The 23,241-nt window shown below is 64.3% G+C and carries 18 protein-coding genes and 1 tRNA gene; 7 read left to right on the forward strand and 12 right to left on the reverse strand.

Features of this window, described 5'->3' with window-relative positions:
* Nucleotides 1-966 (reverse strand): saccharopine dehydrogenase family protein (locus AC0L2B_RS14955; protein ID WP_473745880.1); only part of this gene is annotated, 966 nt, incomplete at its 3' end.
* A gap of 124 nt (nt 967-1,090) precedes the next feature.
* Between AC0L2B_RS14955 and AC0L2B_RS14960 the strand changes: the two genes are divergently transcribed.
* Both AC0L2B_RS14960 and AC0L2B_RS14965 read left to right on the forward strand, forming a co-directional pair.
* Nucleotides 1,091-1,519, forward strand: a complete 429-nt coding sequence (locus AC0L2B_RS14960; RefSeq protein WP_473745881.1) for an Lrp/AsnC family transcriptional regulator — start codon at nt 1,091-1,093, stop codon at nt 1,517-1,519.
* A gap of 229 nt (nt 1,520-1,748) precedes the next feature.
* Nucleotides 1,749-2,978 (forward strand): amidohydrolase/deacetylase family metallohydrolase, encoded by a 1,230-nt coding sequence (locus tag AC0L2B_RS14965; protein WP_473745882.1) that lies wholly within the window; start codon nt 1,749-1,751, stop codon nt 2,976-2,978.
* 27 nt (nt 2,979-3,005) lie between these two features.
* On the opposite strand, the gene AC0L2B_RS14970 is transcribed toward AC0L2B_RS14965, so the two are convergent.
* The 7 genes from AC0L2B_RS14970 to AC0L2B_RS15000 all read right to left on the reverse strand — a co-directional run bounded on the left by AC0L2B_RS14970 (nt 3,006) and on the right by AC0L2B_RS15000 (nt 12,735).
* Nucleotides 3,006-4,775 carry a flavin-containing monooxygenase gene (locus AC0L2B_RS14970; RefSeq protein WP_473745883.1) on the reverse strand — a complete coding sequence of 590 codons (1,770 nt, stop codon included), beginning with the start codon at nt 4,773-4,775 and terminating at the stop codon, nt 3,006-3,008.
* A gap of 200 nt (nt 4,776-4,975) precedes the next feature.
* Entirely contained in the window at nt 4,976-5,920 is a 945-nt protein-coding gene (locus AC0L2B_RS14975) for a MurR/RpiR family transcriptional regulator (protein WP_473745884.1), read from the reverse strand.
* Nucleotides 5,921-6,166: 246 nt separating this feature from the next.
* Complete coding sequence (locus AC0L2B_RS14980; RefSeq protein WP_473745885.1) at nt 6,167-8,200, reverse strand: aldo/keto reductase; 2,034 nt, start codon at nt 8,198-8,200, stop codon at nt 6,167-6,169.
* A 129-nt stretch (nt 8,201-8,329) separates the two neighbouring features.
* Nucleotides 8,330-9,415, reverse strand: coding sequence for an ABC transporter ATP-binding protein (locus AC0L2B_RS14985; protein WP_473745886.1), 1,086 nt, complete (start codon nt 9,413-9,415; stop codon nt 8,330-8,332).
* A 7-nt stretch (nt 9,416-9,422) separates the two neighbouring features.
* Entirely contained in the window at nt 9,423-10,289 is an 867-nt protein-coding gene (locus AC0L2B_RS14990; RefSeq protein ID WP_023802708.1) for a carbohydrate ABC transporter permease, read from the reverse strand.
* Entirely contained in the window at nt 10,286-11,146 is an 861-nt protein-coding gene (locus tag AC0L2B_RS14995; protein WP_023802709.1) for a carbohydrate ABC transporter permease, read from the reverse strand. The genes AC0L2B_RS14990 and AC0L2B_RS14995 overlap by 4 nt, the downstream gene beginning before the upstream one ends.
* Nucleotides 11,147-11,463: 317 nt before the next feature.
* A complete protein-coding gene (locus tag AC0L2B_RS15000) occupies nt 11,464-12,735 on the reverse strand; it encodes an ABC transporter substrate-binding protein (RefSeq protein ID WP_473745887.1) in 1,272 nt (423 codons plus the stop codon).
* A 106-nt stretch (nt 12,736-12,841) separates the two neighbouring features.
* On the opposite strand from AC0L2B_RS15000, the gene AC0L2B_RS15005 reads away from it, so the two are divergent.
* Nucleotides 12,842-13,711: a helix-turn-helix domain-containing protein gene (locus AC0L2B_RS15005; protein WP_473745888.1), complete on the forward strand. Its 870-nt coding sequence runs from the start codon at nt 12,842-12,844 to the stop codon at nt 13,709-13,711.
* 372 nt (nt 13,712-14,083) lie between these two features.
* Here AC0L2B_RS15005 and AC0L2B_RS15010 read toward each other — a convergent pair.
* A tRNA-Gly gene (locus AC0L2B_RS15010) sits at nt 14,084-14,158 on the reverse strand.
* A 234-nt stretch (nt 14,159-14,392) separates the two neighbouring features.
* Between AC0L2B_RS15010 and AC0L2B_RS15015 the strand changes: the two genes are divergently transcribed.
* From AC0L2B_RS15015 to AC0L2B_RS15030, 4 genes are all read left to right on the forward strand, one after another.
* Entirely contained in the window at nt 14,393-14,890 is a 498-nt protein-coding gene (locus AC0L2B_RS15015) for a prolyl-tRNA synthetase associated domain-containing protein (RefSeq protein WP_473745889.1), read from the forward strand.
* 92 nt (nt 14,891-14,982) lie between these two features.
* Nucleotides 14,983-15,981: a thioredoxin gene (gene trxA, locus AC0L2B_RS15020; RefSeq protein WP_473745891.1), complete on the forward strand. Its 999-nt coding sequence runs from the start codon at nt 14,983-14,985 to the stop codon at nt 15,979-15,981.
* 183 nt (nt 15,982-16,164) lie between these two features.
* On the forward strand, nt 16,165-16,836 hold the full coding sequence (locus AC0L2B_RS15025) for an LON peptidase substrate-binding domain-containing protein (RefSeq protein WP_091592106.1): 672 nt from the start codon (nt 16,165-16,167) through the stop codon (nt 16,834-16,836).
* Between the two features lie 265 nt (nt 16,837-17,101).
* The gene (locus tag AC0L2B_RS15030; protein ID WP_473745892.1) at nt 17,102-17,341 is read left to right on the forward strand and encodes a Trm112 family protein; all 240 of its coding nucleotides are present in this window, start codon (nt 17,102-17,104) and stop codon (nt 17,339-17,341) included.
* A gap of 37 nt (nt 17,342-17,378) precedes the next feature.
* Here the strand turns inward: AC0L2B_RS15030 and AC0L2B_RS15035 are convergent, their stop codons facing one another.
* The 3 genes from AC0L2B_RS15035 to AC0L2B_RS15045 are packed head-to-tail and all read right to left on the reverse strand — an operon-like array spanning nt 17,379 to nt 23,123.
* Nucleotides 17,379-20,657 carry an error-prone DNA polymerase gene (locus AC0L2B_RS15035; protein WP_473745893.1) on the reverse strand — a complete coding sequence of 1,093 codons (3,279 nt, stop codon included), beginning with the start codon at nt 20,655-20,657 and terminating at the stop codon, nt 17,379-17,381.
* Nucleotides 20,654-22,123, reverse strand: a complete 1,470-nt coding sequence (locus AC0L2B_RS15040) for a DUF6504 family protein (protein ID WP_473745894.1) — start codon at nt 22,121-22,123, stop codon at nt 20,654-20,656. Before AC0L2B_RS15040 ends, AC0L2B_RS15035 begins: the two co-directional genes overlap by 4 nt.
* Complete coding sequence (locus tag AC0L2B_RS15045) at nt 22,065-23,123, reverse strand: ImuA family protein (protein WP_473745895.1); 1,059 nt, start codon at nt 23,121-23,123, stop codon at nt 22,065-22,067. The genes AC0L2B_RS15040 and AC0L2B_RS15045 overlap by 59 nt, the downstream gene beginning before the upstream one ends.
* Between the last annotated feature and the right edge of the window lie 118 nt (nt 23,124-23,241).

A 23,241-nucleotide genomic window follows, 5' to 3' on the forward strand; every position in this document is an offset into this window, starting at 1 on the left:
CCGCGGGCTGTGGGGGGGGGGGGTGGTTTTTGGGTGGGCGGGGCGCCGTTGGGGGCGGGGGGGTTTGGGTTTTTTGTTTTGGTTTTTGGTTCCCGCCCGCGGGCGGCGGGGCGGGCGCCCCCTGACGGTGACGAAGACGATGACCACGTCCTGCAGCGTCGCCGGCAGGGCGCTCTCAAAAATGTCTTTCAGCACGTCGCGGCGGTGGCGCAGGCCGAGATCGTTGAGCAGCGCCTTCATGATCGCGGCGTGGCCGGGGTAGCGGATGGTACGATAGTTCAGCGTGCGCACCTTGCCCTTCAGGGTTTCGGCCAGCGTGCCGAGCCCGCCCGAGGTGTTGAACGCCTCGTAGGTGACGCCGTCGAGCGAGAATTCCTCGCGCTCCTCCAGCGGCGGTACCTCGATCAGTTCGCCTTCGACGATCGCCTCGCAAGGCTCGCAATATTCGTTGATGACGCCGTCCGTGCTCCAGGTCAGATTGTAGTTCAGCGCATTCGACGGGTATTGCGGCAGTGCGCCGACCCGCATGCGCACGCTCTCCAGCGTGTCGAAGCGGCTGGCGAGATCATTGGCGACGATCGAGATGAAGCCCGGCGCCAGCCCGCATTGCGGGATGAAGGCGCTGTTGGCTGTACGCGCCAATTGCCTGACGCGCCGGGTCGCGACGACGTCCTCGGTCAGGTCGAGATAATGCACTCCGGCGCTGGCCGCCGCTTCGGCGATGCGCGTGGTCAGGTGGAAGGGCGCGGCGCTGAGCACCGCGAACTTGCCGGCCAGGGCCGCTTCGAGCGTGCCGGCGGCTTCGATGTCGAGTTCCAGCGTCTCGACCGTTTCAGGCAGTTCGGCCGCGCCGAGCTGTGCGGCCGAACGGTCGACGAGGGTTATGTGATAGTCGCCGGTGGAAACCAGCATCTCGGCGATGGTCGAGCCGATCTTGCCGGCGCCGACAATTATGATGTTCTTCATGACAGTGCCCTCGCCTCGTCTTTCAAAGAGCGGACAGAATCGCAGCTTGCCTGTCGAAAGGAAGTGTTGAACTGTTCAAAACGAAGTGCCAATTTGGACAGTATGCCGATGAGGTTCGTCGAAAGTGCTTAGCAACGCCGAACAGGCCCTGCTCTCCCTGCTGCGCTCGAATGCGCGCGCCTCGACGGCCGAGCTGGCGCGGCGGCTCGGCGTGTCGCGGACGACGGTGCAGAGCCGGATCGAGCGGCTGGAACAGCGCGGCATCATCACCGGCTATGGCGTCAGGCTTTCACCCGACTACGAACAGGGACTGGTGCGGGCGCATGTCCTGCTCACCGTCACGCCCAAGCTTGCCGACAAGGTGGTGCGCAGCCTGCAGGCGCTGCCGCCGGTGCGGACGGTGCATTCGGTGAGCGGCAATTTCGACATGATCGTCATCGTTGACGCGCCCTCGATCAAGGATCTCGACACGCTGCTTGATGAGATTGGCGCGATGGACGGGGTCGAGCGGACATCGTCGTCGATCATCCTGTCGACGCGGATTAATCGGTGAGTGCTGCCCGCGTTGGCGCGGCCCAGAACCGCTGGCGGGACAGCACCCCCTCTGCCCTGCCGGGCATCTCCCCCTCAAGGGGGGAGATCGGCAATTCTGGCGCTCCGCTCACGCTTGCGACGCTCCTGTAATAAAGCAACATGAAGTCCGAAAAAATGTTGCTTTCCGACATGGCCTATATGAGAATTGCGCGGACAGGCCGGTTTGAACGAGAACACACAGGACGCCGATGCAATTTGATCTCCTGCTGAAGGGCGGCCGCCTCATCGATCCGGCGTCCGGCCTCGACGCGCGACGCGATCTGGCCATCGTCAACGGCCGCATCGCCGCGATCGATCCCGACATTCCCTTCGAGCGCGCCGCGCGCGTCATCGATGCGACGGGGTCCATCGTCGCGCCCGGCCTCATCGACCTGCACAGCCACGTCTATTGGGGCGGCACATCGCTTGGCGTCGACGCCGACCGCCTCGCCGCAAAAAGCGGCACCACAACCTTCATCGACGCCGGAAGCGCTGGCGCCGGCAACCTCCTCGGCTTTCGCCGCCACGTCATCGAGCGCTCGAAGCTCCGCATCCTGGCCTATATCAACATTTCCTTTGCCGGCATTTTCGGCTTCTCGCAGACCGTTTCGGTCGGCGAGTGCAGCGATCTGCGGCTCTGCGAACCGCGCGAGACGGTGGCGGCGGCGCGTGAGCACGCAGACGTGGTCGTCGGCGTAAAAGTACGCTCGGGCCGCCATGCCGGCGGCAGCAGCGGCATCGCGCCGGTCGATCTGGCGCTCGAGGCTGCCGACCATGCCGGCCTGCCGCTGATGGCGCATATCGACGAGCCGCCGCCCGGCCGCTCGGAAGTGCTGCCGCGGCTGCGCAAGGGCGATATCCTCACCCACTGCTTCCGGCCGTTTCCCAACGCGCCGGTCTTCGCCTCGGGCGCGGTCCGGCCCGACATGCGGCTGGCGCGCGAGCGCGGTGTCATCTTCGACATCGGCCACGGCATGGGCTCGTTCGATTTCGCGGTTGCCAGGGCGATGCTCAGCGAAGGGCTGGCGCCTGACGTGATCAGCAGCGACGTGCATCTCTACTGCGTCGACGGTCCGGCCTTCGACATTCTGGTGTGCATGTCGAAATTGCTGGCGCTCGGCATGCCGCTGGTCGAGGTGCTGCGCGCGGCGACGCAACGGCCGGCCGAGGCGATCGCAAGGCCCGAGCTTGGCACGCTTAAGGTCGGTGCAGTCGGCGACATCGCAGTGCTGCGGCTGCGTCCGGGCCGTTTTACCTTTGTCGACGCGGTCGGCGCGTCGCTGGTCGCCGAGCAGCGGCTGGTCTCGGACGGCATCGTGGTCGGCGGCACCTGGTGGCCGAACGAAGCGGCTAACGATTTTGGCGATACCGACCGCTACGAAGCGCATGCGCATGAGACGCATGTCGAGGTGGTGAGCCGGCATTTCGGGCGTGGGTGAAGGCTGGGCGGCTCTTCCTTCTCTCAGCTACCCATAGACCGGCGTCGCCACCCCTTCCATGCGCGCCTTGATCTGCAGCGCCACATATTTCGAATAGAAACGCGACAGCGCCAGATTGCCGCCGTGGAACCACAGCGCTTCCTGTGCCGTCGGCTTCCACATGTTGCGCAATTCGCCTTGCCATGGTCCCGGGTCGCCTTTCACGCCCGAGCCAATCCCCCAGCACGGCCCGACCTCGTCGGCGACGTCGCGCGAGACGATCGCCGCCACGGTTTCGTTCATCGACTGATAGCCGGTGCAGGAGATGATCGCATCGGCCGCCAATTCGCTGCCGTCATCGAACAAGATTCCGGTCGGCGTCAGCGACTTGATCTCGACAGCGCTGCGGATGCCGATCGCGCCGTCGATGATCAGATCGGACGCGCCGACGTCGATATAGTAGCCCGAGCCGGTGCGGTAGGCCTTCATCAGCAGCCCGGTCTCGTCGTCGCCGAAATCGATGGCGAATCCGGCGCCGCGCAAGCGGTCGTAGAAAGCCGCGTCACGCGCCTTGATGATGTCGTACAGCGCCCGCTGGCTTTGCGGCAGCAGCGCGAACGGCGTCGAGGCGACGATCATGTCGGCCTTTTCGGTGGTGATGCCGCGGGCCAGCGCCTTTTCCGAAAAGATCTCGAAGCCGACTTCCATCAGCGTGTCTGACTTGACCACCGTCGTCGGCGAGCGCTGGATCATGGTCACCGCAGCGCCGCTCTCCCAGAGGTCGACGGCGACATCGTGCCCCGAACTCGCCGCGCCGATGACCGCGACGCGCCTGCCGCGGAATGTCTCGCCGCTAAAATACTGGCTGGAATGCAGGATCTCGCCCTGGAACGCAGCGGCGCCCGGGAGGTCGATCTGCCGCGGCGGGCCATAGGCGCCGGTCGCAAAGACGATGTGTTTTGGCATCAGCGTGATGCGCTCGCCGGCGCGATCGACCTCGACCGTCCAGATTTTTTCGGCTTCGTCGTAGCTGGCGCTGACGCATCTGGTGGAGGTCCAGTAATTGAGCTCCATGACGCGCGTGTACATTTCCAGCCAGTCGCCCATCTTGTCCTTGGGCGTGAACACCGGCCAGTTTTCCGGAAACGGGATGTAGGGCAGATGGTCGTACCAGACCGGATCGTGCAGCACGAGCGAGCGATAGCGGTTGCGCCAAGAATCGCCGGCCTGCGCATTCTTCTCGATGACGATGGCCGGCACGCCGAGCTGCCGCAGCCGTGCGCCCAGCATGATGCCGCCCTGGCCGCCGCCGATGACCAGGCAATAGGGCTGCTCAATGGCACCGAGATCACGCGCCTCGCGCGCCCTCGCCTCGGCCCAGGTCTCGCGGTCCGGATCGGCCTGGTGGCGGACACCCAGCGGCCGCGCCGGTCCCTTGCGCTCCTCAAAACCCTTGAGGTCGCTCATCGCCGTGAACAGCGTCCGGCATCTGCCGTCTGCCAAGCGCATGATGCCCTGGCCCCACGACGATGACGTCTCGAAGCTGAACCAGGCTTCTATCGTGCCTTCGTGCGAGCTTGCTTCGCCAGTGAGCTGCCAGGCAGTCGGCCTGGTCGCCGCCAGAGTGGCATCCAGCATGTCGCGGATCGCCGCGCGGCCTTCCATCGTCTTGATGTTCCAGGTGAAGGTCAGCAGGTCACGCCAGTAGCAATCCTCGACGAACAGATCGGTCGCGGCCGCGGCGTCGCCCGCCTCGAGGGCGCGGGAGAGAGAGGAAAGCCAGCTGGCCGCCTGTTTTGAGGGTGCCATGTCGAGCATTTTCTTCTCCTTCGAGTCGGCGAATCCGGATTGGGTCGTCAATTGTCGAACTCGGCGCTGCCCCTCATCCGCCTGCCGGCACCTTCTCCCCGTGAACAACGGGAGAAGGGACAAGCTCCAGCGCTGGCGACCCCCTCTCCCCGTTTTTCACGGGGAGAGGGCAGGGGTGAGGGGTAGCGCAAACGCCCCTTAACCAGGCCTCAATCTCCCAGCGGCTCCATCTCCTTGCCCGTCCTGTGGATCTGGGCGTTGTATTTGATGCGGCGGACCGTTTCGCGGGCCGAGCCGTCGAGCTTGTAGGCGGCCGCCACCGCCATCAGGTCGATCGCGGCCAGAAAGGCGAAGCGCGAGGCGGTCGGCTTCAGCGTGTCGGGATATTCGGGCACCGCCACCGTCAGCCTGACGTCGCAGGCGCGGGCAAGCTCGGTGTCGGGCGCGGTCACGCCAATCGCGTTGGCGCGGTAATGCTTGGCGAGCTCGACGGCCTCGATCACTTCGCGGGTGCGTCCGGTCGCCGAAATGGCGATCACCAGGTCGCCGGGCTTCAGGGTCGAGGCGGTCATCCGCATCAGATAGGGGTCGCATTGGGCGACGACGGTGATGCCGTAGCGGAACAGCCGGTACTGGGTTTCCTGCGCCAGCGCCGACGAGCTGCCGCCGAGGCCGAACACCGTGACCTGGCGCGCCTTGGCGATGAGCTCGGCGGCCTTCACCAGCTGCGCCGGATCAAGCTGCCGTTCGGCTTCCTGCAGCGCCCGGCGTGCCTCGCCGAACACGGCATTCCAGAACGGCATGCCATTGTCGCCGCTCACCGGCGGCGGCTTGCTCAGATAGAGCGCGCCGACGACCAGGCTCTGCGCCAGCTTCAGCTTGAAATCGCGAACCCCTTCGCAGCCGATGGCGCGGCAGAACCGGGTTACCGTCGGTTCGCTGACCTGGGCGCGCTGGGCGAGCACGGCATTGGAGGCGTCGACCGCGAACCTGACATCGTCGAGCACGACATCGGCGACGCGCCGCTCCGCCGGGCGCAATTCACTGTAAGAGTCCTTGACCAGCGAAATGATGTCGGGGATGCGCGTGACATGATCGCGTCCATCCGGGTCGCCGTCCGAGGTCAATCGTGCATGGCCTTCAGCTTCGGTCATGACTCATCCCCGCCGTTTGTGGAGCTCGATCTCTACCATGTTTGCGCGGTCGGTTTGCGAAGTATGTAGGAAAGCAACAAGCTTTTCAAGAAATAGAAAAGCTAATTCAAACAACACTGTAGTCGCGGTGCAAACGATCCCGATGACTAGAGCCGTGGTCGCCGTTCGACCGCAAGTTGGAGAGTTACGGAACGCGCGCCTCCCCTTCTCCCACAAGGGGAGAAGGAAAGGGCAGCGATGCCCCCCTCAGCCCGTACGTCGATGCTGATCAGATCCGCCATCCAGCCACGCAATGTCGTCGGGCGAAAGCGCAATGTCGAGCGCCTGCAGGCTGTCCTCCAGTTCGTCGAGCGTGCGTGGTCCGATCAGCGGGACGGACGGGAACGGCTGGGCCAGGACGTAGGCGAGCGCGACATGGATCGGGCTCTTGCCCAGCCGGTTGGCGAGCTCGATCGCGCGGTCGCGGCGGCCGAAATTTTTCTCGGAGTACCAGACACGGACCAGCTCTTCATTGTCACGCTGGTCACGCCCGGCGCGGCCGGTGAAGAAACCCCGGCCCTGGCTCGACCAGGCGAAATTGGGCATCTGCCGGGCGGTCAGCCAGGCCTTCCAGTCATCGCTCGACGAGGTGACGCAACCCGGCCAGATCGGCACCAGCATCTCGGCCAGCGAAAAATTGTTCGAAAGCGCGCCAGGCTTCTGCTTGCCGGTCCGCTCGGCATAGGCAATCGCCTCGTCCATGCGTTCCCTCGTCCAGTTCGAGCCGCCGAACGGACCGCGGATGCGGCCAGCCCTGACCTCCCGGTCCATCGCATCGACGAATTCGTCGACCGGCACGTCGGGATCGTCGCGGTGCATGAAATAGACGTCGACATGATCGGTCTGCAGCCGGTCGAGCGACTGGGTGAGCTGCTTGCCGATCACATCGGGATAGCAGAGCGGGGTGTGCGCGCCCTTGCCGATGACCACCGCTTGCTCACGCACGCCGCGGTTCTTCAGCCATTGGCCGAGCAGCGTTTCGGTGTAGCCGCTGCCATAGATGAAGGCGGTGTCGAAGACGTTGCCGCCGGCTTCGAAATAGGCATCGAGCAGGATCATGCCTGAGGAGAAGGTGCGAAAATCCTCGAAGCCGAGCGCCAGGCACGAGGCCGGCCGCGGCAGGCCCGGAATTTCACGCTTCGCAATGATGGTGCCGCCGGAGCGCAGCCGCCGGCCAGAAATGGTGTCGACGCGTTTTTCGGATTTTTCGATCTCGTATTCGAGCCCGATGGCGGCACGCCATTTGTCGAGCACACGCAGATTGCCGAGACTGTCGGCCCAGCCCATGCCCGGCCAGGCAAACTCCTGCTTTCCGGCCAGGATCGCCTCGCCGGCGGCGTCGACCTCGAAAGCGTAGAGCCAGCGGTCTTCCCTGACCTCGACCACCTCCTCACCACCCGGACGGATGATGCGGATTTCACCGATGCCGCCTTCCCTGCCGCTCGCATACCAGAAATCCGCGACCTCGATGCGGCCTTTGGTACCAAGGATGCGCAGGACATTGTCCTGGGCGAGCGAGATGCCGCAGGAGACTTCGGCGACGATGCCGTTGGGAAAATGCAGCAGCGCCGATGCCCATTCGTCGACGCCGGACTGGCCGAGATGCGCCGCACCCGCCACCTTGTCCGGCTCGGCGAAAAGCTTTCCCGATGCGGCCCCGGCAATCAGCCGCGCCATCGAAACGGGGTAGCCGCCGACGTCGAGAATGCCGCCGCCGGCGAGATCGTTGGCATAAAGCCGGTGCTCCGGCATGAAGCCAGGCATGGCGAAGCCGAAGCTCGATTTCACCATGCGCACCTCGCCGATTGCGCCGGACCTGACGAGGTCGACCAGCTTTGCCGTCTGCGGATGCAGCCGGTACATGAAAGCCTCGCCGAGAAAGGTGCCGGCCCTGCGCGCTGCATGGATCATCGCGTCGGCCTCGAAAGCGGTGAGCCCCATCGGCTTTTCGCAAAGCACATGTTTTCCGGCCTCGGCCGCCCTGATCGCCCATTCGGCGTGGCTGGGGTGCGGCGTCGAAATGTAGACCGCATCGACGTCCGGATCGGCGAGCAAAGCCTCGTAGCCGTCGAGGATGCGGGCACCAGGGAAGTTTTCAGCGAGGCCTGGTTTGCCGGGGTTGCGCGCACCAATGGCGACCAATGTGCCGGTGCGCGAATGGGCGACGCCGCCGGCAAAGGCCTTGGCGATGGTGCCGGGCCCGAGAATGCCCCAGCGGATTTTTTGTGGTTCGGACGTCATTCCTGGATCTCCTTGGGGTCGCCTCGGCGTCGCGAGTTGGTGAAAGAAAAATTGCGTGTCTTGGTGTGCATGGCGTTGTCCCAAACCGCTGCGCACCCTCGGTTCACGCCGAGGGCATGCTTTTGGGCACTAGCGAATGCGGGCACCTGACTTGTCGAAGAGAAGCGATTGGCCAGCCTTGATCGACACCACCATGTGGTCGCCAGTCGCCCGCTGCCGCGACGCCTCGCGCTCGATGATCAGTTCCTCTGGTCCGGCATTGGCATAGACGTAGCTCACCGATCCGAGGTGCTCGGCGACATCGGCCTTGACGGCGATGTCGCAATCGCCTTCGCCGGCCTCGAAGAAATGCTCCGGCCGCACACCGAGCACGACCTCGGCGCCGACCGCAGGCGGGGCGCCCGACAGCGGTTTCCGCAGCCGAGCGCCGCCATGGTTGGCGAGTTCGATGACCGTCGCATTGCCGTCGTTGCCGACCACTTGTGCCGCCAAAAAATTCATCTTCGGCGAACCGACGAAACCGGCGACAAAGCGGTTGGCCGGGTCGTCATAGAGATCGAGCGGCGCGCCGATCTGCTCGATATTGCCGGCGTTGAGCACGACGATCCTGTCGGCCAGCGTCATTGCTTCGGTCTGGTCGTGCGTCACATAGATCATGGTGACGCCGAGCTCCTTGTGCAGGCGCGAGATCTCGACCCGCATCTGCACCCTGAGCTCGGCGTCGAGATTGCTCAGCGGTTCGTCGAACAGGAACACTTGCGGCTCGCGCACGATGGCGCGGCCGATGGCGACGCGCTGGCGCTGGCCGCCCGACAATTGCCGCGGGCGCCGCTTCATCAGCTCGGCGATGCGCAGGATCTCGGAGGCCCGCTTCACCCGCCGCTCGGTGTCGGCTTTCGGGTTGCCGTTCATCCTCAGCCCAAAGCTCAGATTCTGCTCGACGCTCATATGCGGATAGAGCGCGTAGGACTGGAACACCATGGCGATGCCGCGGTCGGCCGGCTCGACATTGTTCACTACCTTGCCGCCGATGGCGATCTCGCCGCCGCTGATGTCCTCGAGCCCGGCGATCATCCTGAGCAGCGTGGACTTGCCGCAGCCGGAGGGGCCGACGAAGACGACGAATTCGCCGTCGTCGACGTCGATGTTCGCGCCGTGAACGATCTCGAAGACGCCGAAGCGCTTGACGACATTTTTGAGTGTGACCGCTGCCATGCTGATCCTATTTGATGGCGCCGGCGGCAATGCCGGCGACGAAATGGCGCTGCAAGAGCACGAACACGACGAGCATCGGCACGGTGAGCATCACGGCGCCCGCCATGATGCCGCCCCACGACACTTTGGTGAGGCCGATCAGCGTGCCGAGCGCCACCGGCGCCGTCATCGCGCCGGGCTTGGAATTGATCAGCAGCGGCCAGAGATAATTGTTCCAGGAGGCAAGGAACAGGATGATGGCGAGCGCCGCCAGCATCGGCCGCGCCAGCGGCAGCGCTACGAACAGGAAGATCCGCCATTCCTTGACCCCCTCGACGCGAGCGGCATCGAACAGATCGCCCGGCATCATCGAGAAGCTCTGCCGCATGAACAGCACGCCGAGCGAATTGAACAGCGGCGGCACGATCAGCGCCACCCAGGTGTTGGCGAGCTTGAAGTCGCGCGCCACCATGATGAATTGCGGGATCAGCACGACAGCATAGGGCAGCGTGATGGTGCCGAGGATGATCGCGACGACGACGCCCTTGCCGAAGAACTGGTAGCGCGCCAGCGCCCAGCCGGCCATCGAGGTGAGCAGCACCGACAGGAACGTATAGGTCACCGCCACCGAGACCGAGATGCCGATGGCGCCGATGAAATTGGTGTCGCGCTGCAGGTTGTTGACGTTGTCGAGGAAGCTGCCGTGCGGCAAAAGTTCGATGCTGGGGCTGAAAATGCCCCTGTCGGGCATGGTCGAGAAGATCACCATCATCCACAGCGGAAACAGCCAGATCAGCGCCAGCGGCGTCAGGAAGAGATGCAGCGCGATGCTGCGTCCCAATCTGGAGGAGGAGCGGCTGGAGGAGGAACGGCTCGAAGCGGAACGTGAGCTCATTTCGGCTCCCTCGTCAGCCACAGTTGCACCAGCGAGATGGCGATCGCCAGCCCGGCCATGGTGTAGGCGATGGCCGAGGCGTAGCCGAAATTGAGCGACCTGAAACCCTGGCGGTAAAGCAGCAGCCCGAGCGTTTCGGTGCCGCCGCCCGGCCCGCCGCGCTCGGTGATCAGGAAGGGTTCGGTAAACAGCTGCATGGTGCCGATGATCGACAGCACGGCGCAGAACACGATGATCGGCTTGAGCAGCGGCAGGGTGATGTAGAAGAACTGCTTGAGCTTGCTGACGCGGTCCAGCGTCGCCGCCTCATAGACATCCTGGGGGATGGACTGCAGGCCGGCGAGCAGGATGATGGCGTTGTAGCCGGCCCAGCGCCAGGTCACCGCGATCATGATCACCGCCATCGCCGGGGTGACGTTGGAAAACCAGTCGATACGCGGCAGGCCGACGCTGTTCAGCAGCTTGTTGATGATGCCGTAGTCGAGATTGAACATCAGCCGGAACACCGCCGAATAGGCGACTTCGCCGACCACGACCGGGGCGAAAAAGGCGAAGCGGAACAGGCCACGGGCCTTGAGCAGCGGCGAATTGAGCAGCACCGCCATGACGATCGCCAAAGTGATCATCACCGGCACCTGGATGACGAGGATGAGCAGCGTGTTCTTCAAGGCGTTGAAAAAGGCCGGGTCGCCGATCAGCCGGCCCCAGTTGAAGGTCGGCGCGAACCGCCACGGCACGGTGCGCGTCGCCTGGAAGGAGATCAGGAAGGAGTTGATGATCGGCCACAGCCAGAAGATCGAGAAGATCAGCAAATAGGGCGCCAGGAAGCGGTACGCCGTGGCGTTCTGATAGCGCATTCCTTCTCCTTCCTGTCTCGCGCTGGAACGCGGGGTTAATGATGCGGCTGCAAACGGCGGTTCATGAACTCTGGTGAGGACCAATTTTCGAAATAAGCGCTGCCCCTCATCGCCCTGCCGGGCACTTCTCCCCGTATAGTGACGGGGAGAAGGGGCTGGCCGCAATCTGGGCGTGCAATCTGCAACGTTGGTGATTGGCGAAACCGTCGATGACAGCGCCCCTCTCCCCGTCACTATACGGGGAGAGGATGCCGGCAGGCAGGTGAGGGGCAGCGAAACGGTCACAGGAAGGGTCGAATTCGAACCCGAACTCCATTTCACTCTTCGACCGGCAGGCCGGTCGCCGAGGCGATCTGGCTTGCGGCATCGTCGAGCGCCGCCTTGGCGTCGGGGTAGCCGCCGCCGAGATATTTGGTCTGCACTGCGCGGACGATGATTTCCGCGTCGCTCTGGAACGGCGTGCCGCGGCTGGGGACGACTTTCGGCAAGGTGCCAAGAATGTCCTTCCACACCGCCTGGCCGCCCCAATAGGGCTGGCCTTCGGAGACATAGGGGTCGTCGAGCGCCGAGATCAGCGACGGCACCAGGCCAAAACCCTTAAGCATCGCTATCTGGCCCTCGTTGGTCGCGAGGGAGTATTTCAGGTAGGCGTAGGCGGCTTCCTTGTTGTTCGACACCGAGGTGATGGCGAGCGAGGAACCGCCGAGATTGGCGGCGCGCGGGCCGTCGGCGGTGAGGCTCGGCATCAGGTAGACGCCCCATTTGCCGCTGCCGTCGGGCGACTCGGTGCGTATGGTGCCCTCGTACCAGCCGCCATACATCTGGCTGGCGACCTTGTCGGCGGTGTTGTTGGTGATCTTGGTGCCCCAATCGGCCGAGGTGATGATGCCCGCGTCCTTCATATCCTTGATCTTGGTCATCGACGCCACGCAGCCCGGCTGGTTGACGGTGATCGACTGCCCGTCGGCGGCGAAATAGGCGCAGCCCTGCTCGTTGGCGATCATGCGGAAGAATTCGGAGTCGCCGTTGAAATCGGCGTTGGTCATCGTCACGCCGGGATTGGCCTCCTGGATCTTCTTGCCGGCGGCAATGAAATCGTCCCAGGTCTTGATCGAGGTCGGGTCGACGCCGGCCTTCTCATAGAAGTCGCGGCGATAGTACATCGCCACCGGGCCGGAATCCCACGGCATCGCATAGGCCTTGTCTTCCACTTCGAGCTCGGTGCGCTTGAAATCGGGGAATTTTGCCTGGTCCTCGGCGGTATAGCCGAGCGTATGGAGGTCGACGAAGCAGTCCGGGAACTGGCTCCAGTAGTTCTCGGCCTCACCGTTCTCGATCGTCACGATGTCCGGCAGCCCCTCTCCGCCGGCGGCGCAGCCGGCGATCGACTTGTCATAGATCGGCTGGTTGCCGAGATCCTGGACCGTGACCTTGATGTCGGGGAACTGCTTGTTAAAACCTTCTATGGTGGCCTTCAGCGACGAAGCGGCGACGTTCCAGCTCCAGATCGTGATTTCGCCGGATTGCGCAAAGGCCGGGGCTGAGCCCAAGGCAAGCGCGAACGCGGCGCAGGTCAGTGTGATGCGCATTGAAATCCTCCCATTTCATTTGCTCTCTCTTCGCGAGCATGGCTAGACTAGGCGCTGGCGAAGGCTTGTCCGCGATAAAGGGAATAAAGAATGGGCGGAAAGTAAGATGCCGGAAAGGCCGTTTTACCAGCCCGGCGCCAGCAGCGTGGAGGGTCTGCCGCTGCTGCTGCAGATGTTTCACACCCAGCCCCTGGTGATGCTGAAGCCGCATTGGCATGCCCAGGTCGAGGTGAATTTCATCGTCCGCGGCGCCGTGCACTACCGCATGGACGAGCACGAGATCGCGCTTTCGGCCGGCGACATGTGCCTGTTCTGGGGCGGCCTGCCGCACCAGATGGACGATGCGTCGGACGACGCCGTCTATGCCGGCGCGCATCTGCCGCTGGTGCACTTCTTCCGGCTGCACCTGCCCGCCGACGTCCGCAACCGGCTGATGACCGGCGCGACATTGGTGACCAATGCCACCGACCGGTCCGACAGCGACAATTTCGAGCGCTGGAACCGCTACGTCCGCTCGGGCGATGCGGGCAAAGGTGAACATGCCGTCAACGAGCTACTGCTGCGGCTGGAGCGGGTGCGCTTCGAACCTTACCGGCTGGTGCCCGAAACGCCGATCGAGCAGGAAGCAGGCAGCCCCTTCGACCAGCAATCGCTGCGCAACGTCGGGCGCATGTGCGACTTCATCGCCGAGAATTTCCTCTACGACATCGACTGCGTCGACATCGCGGCGGCGGCCGACATCCATCCCAAATACGCGATGAGCGTTTTCAAGAAGTCGACCGGCATGACGCTCAACGAATATGTCAATTTGTTGCGGCTCAGCTACGCCCAGGCGCTGCTGATGCACCAGGACGCCAACGTGCTGCGCGTCGCCATGGACTCCGGCTTCGGCTCGCTCAGCGCCTTCAACAAGTCGTTCCGCAAGCTGGCCGGCATGTCGCCGTCGGATTTTCGCAGAGGCGCGGGCGCCAGATAGACAATGCGCGGGGCATGGCTGGGACCCGGGCGCCGAACACCAAGGCGGTCACGGTTTGGTTTGGCGCCCACGCGACAATGCACCACCGGCCCTGAGGCCGGTGGTGCTCTCTGGACCGTCTGTAGGGGCAGGACCGTTCCAGGGGATCCCTTAGGATCGGACTCGAATGTCGGCCTTTTCTTGACCCACAGCATCGGCCGAACAGATGAAGGAGCCCGCCAACCGACCAAGAATCTCGATGCTACGATGCGCCGCCGCGCACACATGATTTGCAATTTTATTCGGCGTCGGCTGGCTGGTGCCGTGCAGCCCAAACGCGAAAAAGCCGCGGCGAACCGCGGCTTTTCGATGCTTGTTTCCCGCTTGGGAAACTGGAGCGGGTGAAGCGATTCGAACGCTCGACCCCAACCTTGGCAAGGTTGTGCTCTACCCCTGAGCTACACCCGCTCGCGCGGCTTTTGGGCCGCAAGCCGAGCCTATATGGCTGAAGGGCGCGGCGATTGCAACAGGGAAATCGCAGGTTTTTTGGGCCGCACCCGGCGACGCAAACCAGCCTTCCCTGGCGCGGACAGGAACGCAATCGGCAGCCTTGCCGCGCAACGGTCTTGTCTCGGCCGCGTCATTGGCCGTAAACGGCATGATCCAAACGCGCGACAACAAGAAGGTCCGACAAGAAACGACATGCCGAAAACCGAAGCCGAGCTTTTCGCCTTTCTCGCCGATCTCGGGATCGAGGTTTCGACCCTGCGCCATCCGCCGCTGTTCACGGTCGCCGATTCGCAGGCGCTGCGCGGGGAAATCGCCGGCGGGCACACCAAGAACCTGTTCCTCAAGGACAGGAAGGACAATTTCTTCCTGGTCAGCGTCGATGAGGAGGCGGTGGTCGATCTCAAGCAGATCCACCAGATCATCGGCGCCGCCGGGCGGGTTTCCTTCGGCAAGCCGGAGATGCTGATGGAGCTTCTCGGCGTCGCTCCGGGGGCGGTCACCGTGTTCGGCTTGATCAACGATACGCAGTTGCGGGTCAAGGTCGTTCTCGACCAGGAGTTGATGCACCATGCCGTCATCAACGCCCATCCGCTGACCAACGAGGCAACGACATCGATCGCCGCCGCCGATCTGGTCAAATTCGTCGAGGCAACCGGGCATGATGCTGTTATCTTGAAAGTCACGGCATGATCGCCACATGGATGACGATATACCGACTTCTGAGCGAGAATTAAGGATGTTGCGCCGGGCTGGCGGCCGGGCGGCGACCGAAAGGGCACGAGATGAGCGACAAAAATCAATTTGGCGGCCCGTTTGGCAGCAATGCCGGACAGTATGCCACCACTGTGCAGTATGGCGGCACTGAGACCGCGCCTGAGAAAGTCGCGCTTGGCGACCCGCCTGTCGCTGCCGACGTCATCAAGGAGACGACGACGGCAGCATTTGCCGCCGACGTCATCCAGGAATCGCGCCGTCAGCCGGTGCTGGTCGATTTCTGGGCGCCATGGTGCGGGCCCTGCAAGCAACTGACGCCGCTGCTGGAAAAGGCGGTCACCGCCGCCGGCGGCAAGGTCAAGCTGGTCAAGATGAACATCGACGACCATCCTTCGATCGCCGGACAGCTCGGCATCCAGTCGATACCGGCAGTCATCGCATTCAAGGACGGCCAGCCGGTCGACGGTTTCATGGGGGCCATTCCCGAGAGCCAGATCGCCGCCTTCATCCAGAAGGTCGGCGGCAAGGGCAATGGTGCGCCGCAGGTGGCCGAGGCGCTTGCCGCGGCCGCGGAGGCGCGCGCCGCTGGCGATGTGCAGACCGCGGCGGACATTTTCGACGCGATCCTGGAACAAGCGCCGGAGACGATCGAGGCGATTGCCGGGCTGGGCGATCTGCTGTTCGAGGCCGGCGATGCCGAGGGTGCCGAAGCCGTGCTGGCGCGGGCGCCGGAAGCCAAGAAGGATGCGCCGCCGCTCGCCGCCGTGCGCGCCAAGATGGCGCTCGCCGCGCAGGCGGCAGCACTTGGCAATCCGGCCGAGCTCGAGCGGCGCCTGGCCGAAAACCCCGGGGATCATCAGGCACGTTTCGAGCTTGCCATGATCCAGAACGCCAACGGCGAGCGCATGGCCGCAGCCGACAATCTGCTGGCGATCGTCAAAGCCGATCGCTCGTGGAACGACGACGGCGCCAAGACGCAGTTGCTGCAGTTCTTCGAGGCCTGGGGCATGACCGACGAGGCAACGCTGGCGGCGCGGCGCAAATTGTCGTCGCTGCTGTTTTCCTGAGCCCGCACCAAGCTGTTTTTGCCTGATGGCCTTGCGGTCGACAACGGCTGCGCCAGATTAGGAGGCCTGACCGATCCGTTCTTCGCCTGGTGACGATTTTGGGCCTGGTGACGATTTTGGGTCAGGTTGCGAAGGGATGGGCGGGCTTGATGCGCTTCTTGAGGGAGCGAGCGGAGGTTTGAAGTGCAGGCGGGAAACGCGCATTACCGGCTCGATACGGATTTGCCGCCGACGGTGCCGATCTTCCCGCTTGAAGGCGCCTTGCTGCTGCCGGGCGGCCGCATGCCGCTCAACATTTTCGAGCCGCGCTATCTCGAGATGGTCGATGAGGCGATCGCCGGATCGCGGCTGATCGGTGTCATACAGCCCAGCCTCGACGGCTCGCGGCGTCCCGACGGCGAGCCGGCGCTTTGCAATGTCGGCTGCGCCGGCCGTATCATCGCGCTTTCCGAGAGCGGCGACGGCCGCTACCTGATTTCGCTGCAAGGTGTGTGCCGGTTCCGCATCGTGCAGGAGCTTGTGGTCAAGACGCCCTTCCGCCAGTGCCGGTTTGCCCCCTTTCTCACCGATCTCGACGAAGATCAGGCCGAGGCCGAGATCGACCGGCCGGCGCTGCTCAAGGCATTTCGCGCCTATTTGCAGGCCAACGATCTTGAAGCCGACTGGGAAAGCGTTAGCCGCGCCGAAAACGCCATGCTGGTCAATGCGCTGTCGATGATGGCGCCCTACGGGCCGGCCGAGAAACAGGCGCTGCTCGAAGCGGCCGACCTGAAGACACGCGCCGAAACCCTGATCGCCATCACCGAAATGGCGCTGGCACGCGAGAATGAGGATTTCGGCTCGAGCTTGCAGTAGACAAAGTAAAAGGAACGCAGGGACTAAGCCAATTGCGGAAGTCGGCGCCGCCCCTCATCGCCCTGCCGGGCACTTCTCCCCGTATAGGGACGGGGAGAAGAGGCTGTCGGCAGCCTTGGCGGACGTTCTGCAACGCGGGTGATTGGCGAAACCATCGATGCCAGCGTCCCTCTCCCCGTCACTATACGGGGAGAGAATGCCGGCAGGCAGGTGAGGGGCAGCGTCAACGCACGAAGACTGAGGACGAACGAGAGGACAGACAAAAATGGTGGATGGGCGTGAGGGAAAGAAGGTCAATGTCGATCCCAGACTGCTGGAATTGCTGGCCTGCCCGCTGACCAAGGGTCCGCTTAGCTGGGATCCGGAGCGCAGCGAGCTCATCTCGAGGGTCGCACGGCTTGCCTATCCGGTGCGTGACGGCATCCCGATCATGCTGCCTTCGGAGGCACGCTCGCTCCCCTTCGACGACGGATTGCCGCCGCCGCGGTTGGGTGGGCCGTCCTGAAGCGTGGTGATCCTTCGTTGTCCCGCCGACACATCCCCTATTGAAAATTGCGCCCCTTGGGCATGACCCTTTCTGCCTTCCCCGCGATGTCCTGCCGGTCGTTTTGCACGACAGGGACATCGGGCTTCTCCTCAAAAAGCACGGACAGCCAGGGTGTCAGGTCCTCGACCTTGTCGGCGACGATATGGATGACGTCCGATTCCGACTGCAGTTTGCCGGTGACGCGGACCAGCCGCGCGCCCATGACAATGGGCCGGTAGCGGTTGAAGGTCCTTTCCCAAAAAATGACGTTGGCGACCGCCTGCTCGTCTTCCAGCGTCAGGAAAATCGCTTTGGCGTTGCCCGGCCGCTGCCGCACCAGGACAAGGCCGGCGACCGAAACGCGCTTGCCGTCCCGAACCTGGCCGAGGCGCGCATTGGGGGTGACGCCGGAGCGGTCCAGCCGCTGGCGTAGAAAGGCAAGCGGGTGCGCCTTCAGCGACAGGCCGAGCGAACGATAGTCGTGGACGACGTGCTCGCCGAGCGGCATTGTCGGCAGCCTGGTCTCGGGCTCGAGATCGCGCAAGCGGATCGCCGGCCGGTCGAACAGCGGCAGGGTCTCCGTGGCACTCCTGCCGTCGAGCGCGCGGACCGCCCACAGGGCGTCGCGGCGGTCGAGGCCGAGCGAACGGAAAGCGTCGGCTTGCGCCAGCTTCTCGATCTCATCGACATGGAGGCCCGAGCGCAGCCAGACATCGCGAACGGATGCGTAGCCGTCGCCGCGTCTGGCGACAAACACCTCCATGCGCTCCTTCGACAGGCCTTTGACCTGGCGAAAGCCCAGCCGGACGGCATGATTGGTCCGGATGACGCCGCGCATCAGGGCATGGCGGTCGAGAATGCGGGTTGGATCGAAAGGCACTTCTTCCAGCGCGCAATCCCAACCGGAAAAATTGACGTCGACCTCGCGGATTTCAACGCCATGGTCGCGCGCGTCGCGGACAAGCTGAGCCGGCTGATAAAATCCCATCGGCTGGGAATTCAGGATCGCGGCGCAGAACACGTCGGGATAGAAGGTCTTGAACCAGCAGGAGGCATAGACCAGCAGGGCGAAGGAGGCGGCATGGCTTTCGGGAAAGCCATATTCGCCAAAACCCTCGATCTGCTTGAAGCAGCGCTCGGCGAAGTCCTTTTCGTAACCACGCAAAATCATGCCGTCGACCATCCGCTTGCGATAATTGCCGATCGTGCCGGTGCGCTTGAAGGTGGCCATGGCGCGGCGCAGTTCATCGGCCTCGCCTGGCCTGAAGCCGCCGGCGACGATGGCGATCTTCATCGCCTGTTCCTGGAACAGCGGCACGCCCAGCGTCCTGCCGAGTATCTCTTCCAGTTCCGGCTTCGGATATTCGGGCTTTTCCTTGCCTTGCCGGCGGCGCAGATAGGGGTGGACCATGTCGCCCTGGATCGGGCCGGGCCGCACGATCGCCACCTCGATGACGAGGTCATAGAATGTTTTCGGCTTGAGCCGCGGCAGCATCGACATCTGGGCGCGCGATTCGATCTGGAAGACGCCGATCGTGTCGGCGCGGCAGATCATGTCGTAGACATGTTTGTCCTCGGCAGGGAGGGTGGCCAGCACATAGGGCCGGCCAAAATCATCCCGCGCATCGGGATAATGATCCTCAAGCAGCGTGAAGGCGCGCTGCAGGCAGGTCAGCATGCCGAGCGCCAGCACGTCGACTTTCAGGATTTTCACCGCGTCGAGATCGTCCTTGTCCCACTCGACCATCTTGCGCTCGTCCATCGCCGTCTTGATGATGGGCACGATCTCGTCGAGCCGGTCCCTGGTGATGACGAAGCCGCCGACATGCTGCGACAGATGACGGGGAAAGCCCATGATCTCGTTGGCGCATTCGATCACCTGCCTTGTCGACGGATCGGTCTGATCGAGGCCGCCGGCCCTGGTCTCCTTTTCGCCGAGCTCCGAGGTCGACCAGCCCCAGATCGAGCTGGACAGCGCGCTCCTGACATCGTCCGACAGGCCCATCGCCTTGGCCACTTCGCGCATCGCCGAGCGGCCCCGGTAGCTGACGACGGCCGCGGCAAGCGCGGTGCGCTTGGCGCTGTATTTCGAGTAGATATACTGGATGACCTCCTCGCGTCTCTCATGCTCGAAGTCGACATCGATGTCGGGCGGCTCGTTTCTTTCCTCGGAAATGAAGCGCTCGAAAAGCGAATCGATCCGCTCAGGCCCCACTTCGGTGATGCCGATGCAATAGCAGACCACCGAGTTGGCCGCGGAGCCACGTCCCTGGCAGAGTATGCCCTGGCTGCGGGCGAATTTGACGATGTCGTAGACAGTCAGGAAATAGCGCGCGTAATTCAGGCGCTCGATCAAAGCAAGCTCCTCGCGGATGCGCCTGGTCACATCGGCGGGAACGCCCGAGGGGTAGCGTATCGCGGCTCCCTCCCGAGCCAGCCTTGCCAGTTCGGCCTGGGGGCCGAGGCCCGATTCTGTCGGTTCGTCGGGATAGTTGTATTGGAGGTCACTGAGAGAGAAGCTCAATTCGCCGGCAAAGTGCTGCGTTTGCGCCAGTGCCTGCGGATGCCGCCGGAACAGCCGCGCCATCTCCATTGGCGGCTTCAAATGGCGCTCGGCATTGGCCGCCAGTTCCAGCCCGGCTTCGGCAACAGGCAGGTTGAGGCGGATCGCCGTCAGCACGTCCTGCAACCGGCGCCGTTCGGACGTATGGTAAAGAACGTCGTTGGTCGCCATCAGCCGAATGCCTGATGCCTCGGCCATGGCAGCCGCCTGCTCGATGCGGTAGCGGTCGTTGCCGTGATAATCCGGCGAAACGGCAAGCCGCAAAGCCTTGCCAAAACGATCCGTGAGGCGGCTAAGCAGATCAAGGTCACCTTGCGCCGGCGCCGACAGATCCGGCAGGATCGCCAGCGACATGCGATCGCCCCATTCGAAAAGATCGTCGCGATAGAGCAGCGGTGCGCCCTTTTCGCTGTCGTCGCGCATATTGGCCTGCGTCAGCATGCGGCACAGATGGCCCCAGCCCTTGCGGTCCTGCGGATAGGCGAGAACGTCGGGCGTGCCATCGCAAAACACCAGGCGGCAGCCGGGATGACAGGAAAGACCTTCCACCTTGGCCTGTTGCCAGGCGCGCACGACGCCGGCCACCGTGTTGCGGTCGGCAAGCCCGATCGACGAAAAGCCCAAAAACTTTGCCGCGACAACCAGCTCCTCCGGTTTCGAGGCGCCGCGCAGGAACGAGAAATTCGACTGGATGCCGAATTCGGCATAGGGAACGACCGCCAGCGCATTCATGCGAAGACCCCATGCATGAACCAGCGCGGCGCCGCCTGCGAGGCGCCGTAGAGACCCTGGCGATAAAGCCAGTAACGGCGGCCGTCGCTATCCTCGATGCGGAAATAATCCCGGGTCGCTTCCTGCCCCGCTGCCTCCCGCCACCATTCCGCGGCGATGCGTTCCGGCCCTTCGGCGCGCGTCACCCGGTAGAGAGCCCGCCGCCAGCGGAAATTCATCGGCGGTCCCTCAGGCATTTCGGTGGCCGGCACCTCGATCGGTTCGGGCGAACGGAACAGCCGGATCGGCCGTTCCGGCGGAAAGACAGGCCTAGTGTCTTTCATCTTGCCCGGCTGCTTCGGCGCAGAGACCCTTTGCGGCGCCTCCGCATAGGGATGCGTGGCGACGGCGCGCTCGGGCAGATGACTCTCGACGGCAACCGGTTTCAAAACCGCGCTGTCGCCGAGCCGGGCGCGGATGCGGTCGGCGAAAAGGGCGATGTCGGCGCCGTCATCGCGCGTCTCGCCGGTCAGATCCGCCTGCTGCATGTCGAAGGCCGCGGCCGACAGCACCGAGAGGCGCACGAGATCGAAGCCATAGCCGGCATCGATATCCTGTTCGAGCGCGGCAAGCCTCTCGTGGAACAATTTCTGGATCAGCAACGGCTCGCGCAACGGCCGCGAGGTGCCGACGGCGATGCGGCTGACGGCGCCGTCGACGCGGAAAAGCAGCAGCGCCAGCCTTCTTGCGCCCTCGCCGCGGCGCTCGAGGTCCGCCTTCAATGTCGTCGCCAGCATTTTCACCAGCCGCTCTATTTCGTCGGTCAGCATGATCGGTTCGGCGAGATGGCGTTCGACCGAAAGCGGCGCCACCGGCAGGCGCGGCGACACCGCCTCGTCGAGGCGGCCGAGCGCCTGGTCGAGACGCAAAAGCAGCGATCTGCCGAAGCGGCGGGCGAGCGGCGCGCGCGGTGCTGCCATGACGGCGCCTGCCGTGCGCAGGCCGACGCTTTCCAGGCTGGCGCGGATGTCAGGCTCGATGCGCAGCGCCGCCAGCGGCAAGGGTGCGAGAAGCGCTTCCTCCTCGCCACCGGGGACGATGCGGTCACCAGAAAACCGCGCTGCCGCCCAGGCTGCACCTGGTGTGGCGGCAAGGCCGGCGCGGACATCGAAACCCTGATGGAAAAAGCGCGACAGGATGTCGTCCAGCATCGCCCGTTCGCCGCCGAAAAGATGGGTGCAGCCGGTGACGTCGAGGAACAGGCCATCGGCTGCGTCGATCGCCACCAGCGGGGTGTAGCGGTCGCACCAGTCGGCGAGGCTTTCGAGCAGGCGGCGGTCGGCCTCGGGATCGGCTTCCACGACGTCGATCGACGGATGCATGGCGCGCGCGTCGGCTATGCCCATGCCGCGCTTCAGATGAAGCGCCTCAGCCCGCTCGTCGAGGGCGGCGATGCGCTGCGCGTTCGCCTGGCGATGGCTGATCACCAGCGGCAGGTGATCCGACGGCCGCGAACGCCAGGACCGCCCCAGACGCTGGCGCAGGATCCTTTCCGCGGCGAGATGCGGAAACCACAGGGACAGGATTCGCTGCCCGTTCTTGCCGTCTTTCCCCGGCCCTTCTTTCCTCGAAACTGCGTTCATCGGGGTTCCACTCCAGTGTGAATTGTCCTGGCAAGGCGGTGCGGCTCTTGCCGATGCTGACGGTGAAGGCGGGACGGCCGATCGAGCCGGCGAGCGGCCCGGCGATCGTCTGGCGTGGTGCCGACGGCGCCGCCGACAGGACAAAGCGGACGGGTGCCGCCGTCGGCTCGGGTTCGCCGGCCTGGCGCAGCAGGAACACCGGCCGGCCGGCGCTCTGTGCCCGGGAGTGCAGCCGCCGCGTCGCGGTAAGGTCCAGCCGCTGCGGACTGCCGCGGATTTCGAGGATGACGGCGGCGAGCGCCGTCATCCGGGCGGCCTCCTCGGCGGTCCACAGCGCGTCGACGAGCCTTGGCGCCTCGGAAAACAGCAATTGCTCCGGCTCGATGCCGAAAAGGCGATGAAGTCCTGTGGCATAGGGGAAGCCGGCCTCGCGGAAGATTTCCGCGGTGCCGATCCACAGGACCGGCAGTCGCGGCCCCTGTTTGAGGATCAGGCTGACGAGCGACAGGGCGAAGCCGGCGACGGCCCCGGCATCGCGGGTCGCGGCGCCATGGATCTCGCTCAGCGCCGCCTTCGGCAGGCCGCCGCCGAGCGCAGTATCGAGACCTTCGGCGCCGGTGCGCAGAAACGCATCGGGCGGCGCCACGGCGAGGCCGCGGCGGACAATTGTCAGATTTTTGGGCGGGATATTTTTGGGCGTGACATCAGCTGTTGGATCCTGGGGCGCATCAACGGGGGCTGCGCCGGCCGGCGCCTGCAGGCGCTCGGGCAGCGTTCCCTCGATCTTCGCGATCTGGCGGCGCAGGGCAAAAACAGTCTCCCGCGCCACGGCGCTTGTCGCCATGACGGTCAGCTTCCACTCACAATTGTTCCTGTTATGTTCTAATAGATTCCAGAGGGCGGCCGAAGAGTCAAGCGGAGTCATGGGGAATTTATTCCTGTCAGCGAAAGGCGGCAACCCG

Source organism: Mesorhizobium sp. WSM4815 (assembly GCF_055811575.1).

Coding starts and splice junctions, on each gene's coding strand:
- AC0L2B_RS15015 (WP_473745889.1), top strand. CDS start 14,393: ATGCCGAAAACCGAAGCCGAGCTTTTCGCCTTTCTCGCCGATCTCGGG.
- AC0L2B_RS15005 (WP_473745888.1), top strand. CDS start 12,842: ATGCCGGAAAGGCCGTTTTACCAGCCCGGCGCCAGCAGCGTGGAGGGT.
- AC0L2B_RS14985 (WP_473745886.1), bottom strand. CDS start 9,415: ATGGCAGCGGTCACACTCAAAAATGTCGTCAAGCGCTTCGGCGTCTTC.
- AC0L2B_RS14995 (WP_023802709.1), bottom strand. CDS start 11,146: ATGCGCTATCAGAACGCCACGGCGTACCGCTTCCTGGCGCCCTATTTG.
- AC0L2B_RS14965 (WP_473745882.1), top strand. CDS start 1,749: ATGCAATTTGATCTCCTGCTGAAGGGCGGCCGCCTCATCGATCCGGCG.
- AC0L2B_RS15035 (WP_473745893.1), bottom strand. CDS start 20,657: ATGAATGCGCTGGCGGTCGTTCCCTATGCCGAATTCGGCATCCAGTCG.
- AC0L2B_RS15030 (WP_473745892.1), top strand. CDS start 17,102: ATGGTGGATGGGCGTGAGGGAAAGAAGGTCAATGTCGATCCCAGACTG.
- AC0L2B_RS14970 (WP_473745883.1), bottom strand. CDS start 4,775: ATGCTCGACATGGCACCCTCAAAACAGGCGGCCAGCTGGCTTTCCTCT.
- AC0L2B_RS14975 (WP_473745884.1), bottom strand. CDS start 5,920: ATGACCGAAGCTGAAGGCCATGCACGATTGACCTCGGACGGCGACCCG.
- AC0L2B_RS15000 (WP_473745887.1), bottom strand. CDS start 12,735: ATGCGCATCACACTGACCTGCGCCGCGTTCGCGCTTGCCTTGGGCTCA.
- trxA (WP_473745891.1), top strand. CDS start 14,983: ATGAGCGACAAAAATCAATTTGGCGGCCCGTTTGGCAGCAATGCCGGA.
- AC0L2B_RS14990 (WP_023802708.1), bottom strand. CDS start 10,289: ATGAGCTCACGTTCCGCTTCGAGCCGTTCCTCCTCCAGCCGCTCCTCC.
- AC0L2B_RS14980 (WP_473745885.1), bottom strand. CDS start 8,200: ATGACGTCCGAACCACAAAAAATCCGCTGGGGCATTCTCGGGCCCGGC.
- AC0L2B_RS15045 (WP_473745895.1), bottom strand. CDS start 23,123: ATGGCGACAAGCGCCGTGGCGCGGGAGACTGTTTTTGCCCTGCGCCGC.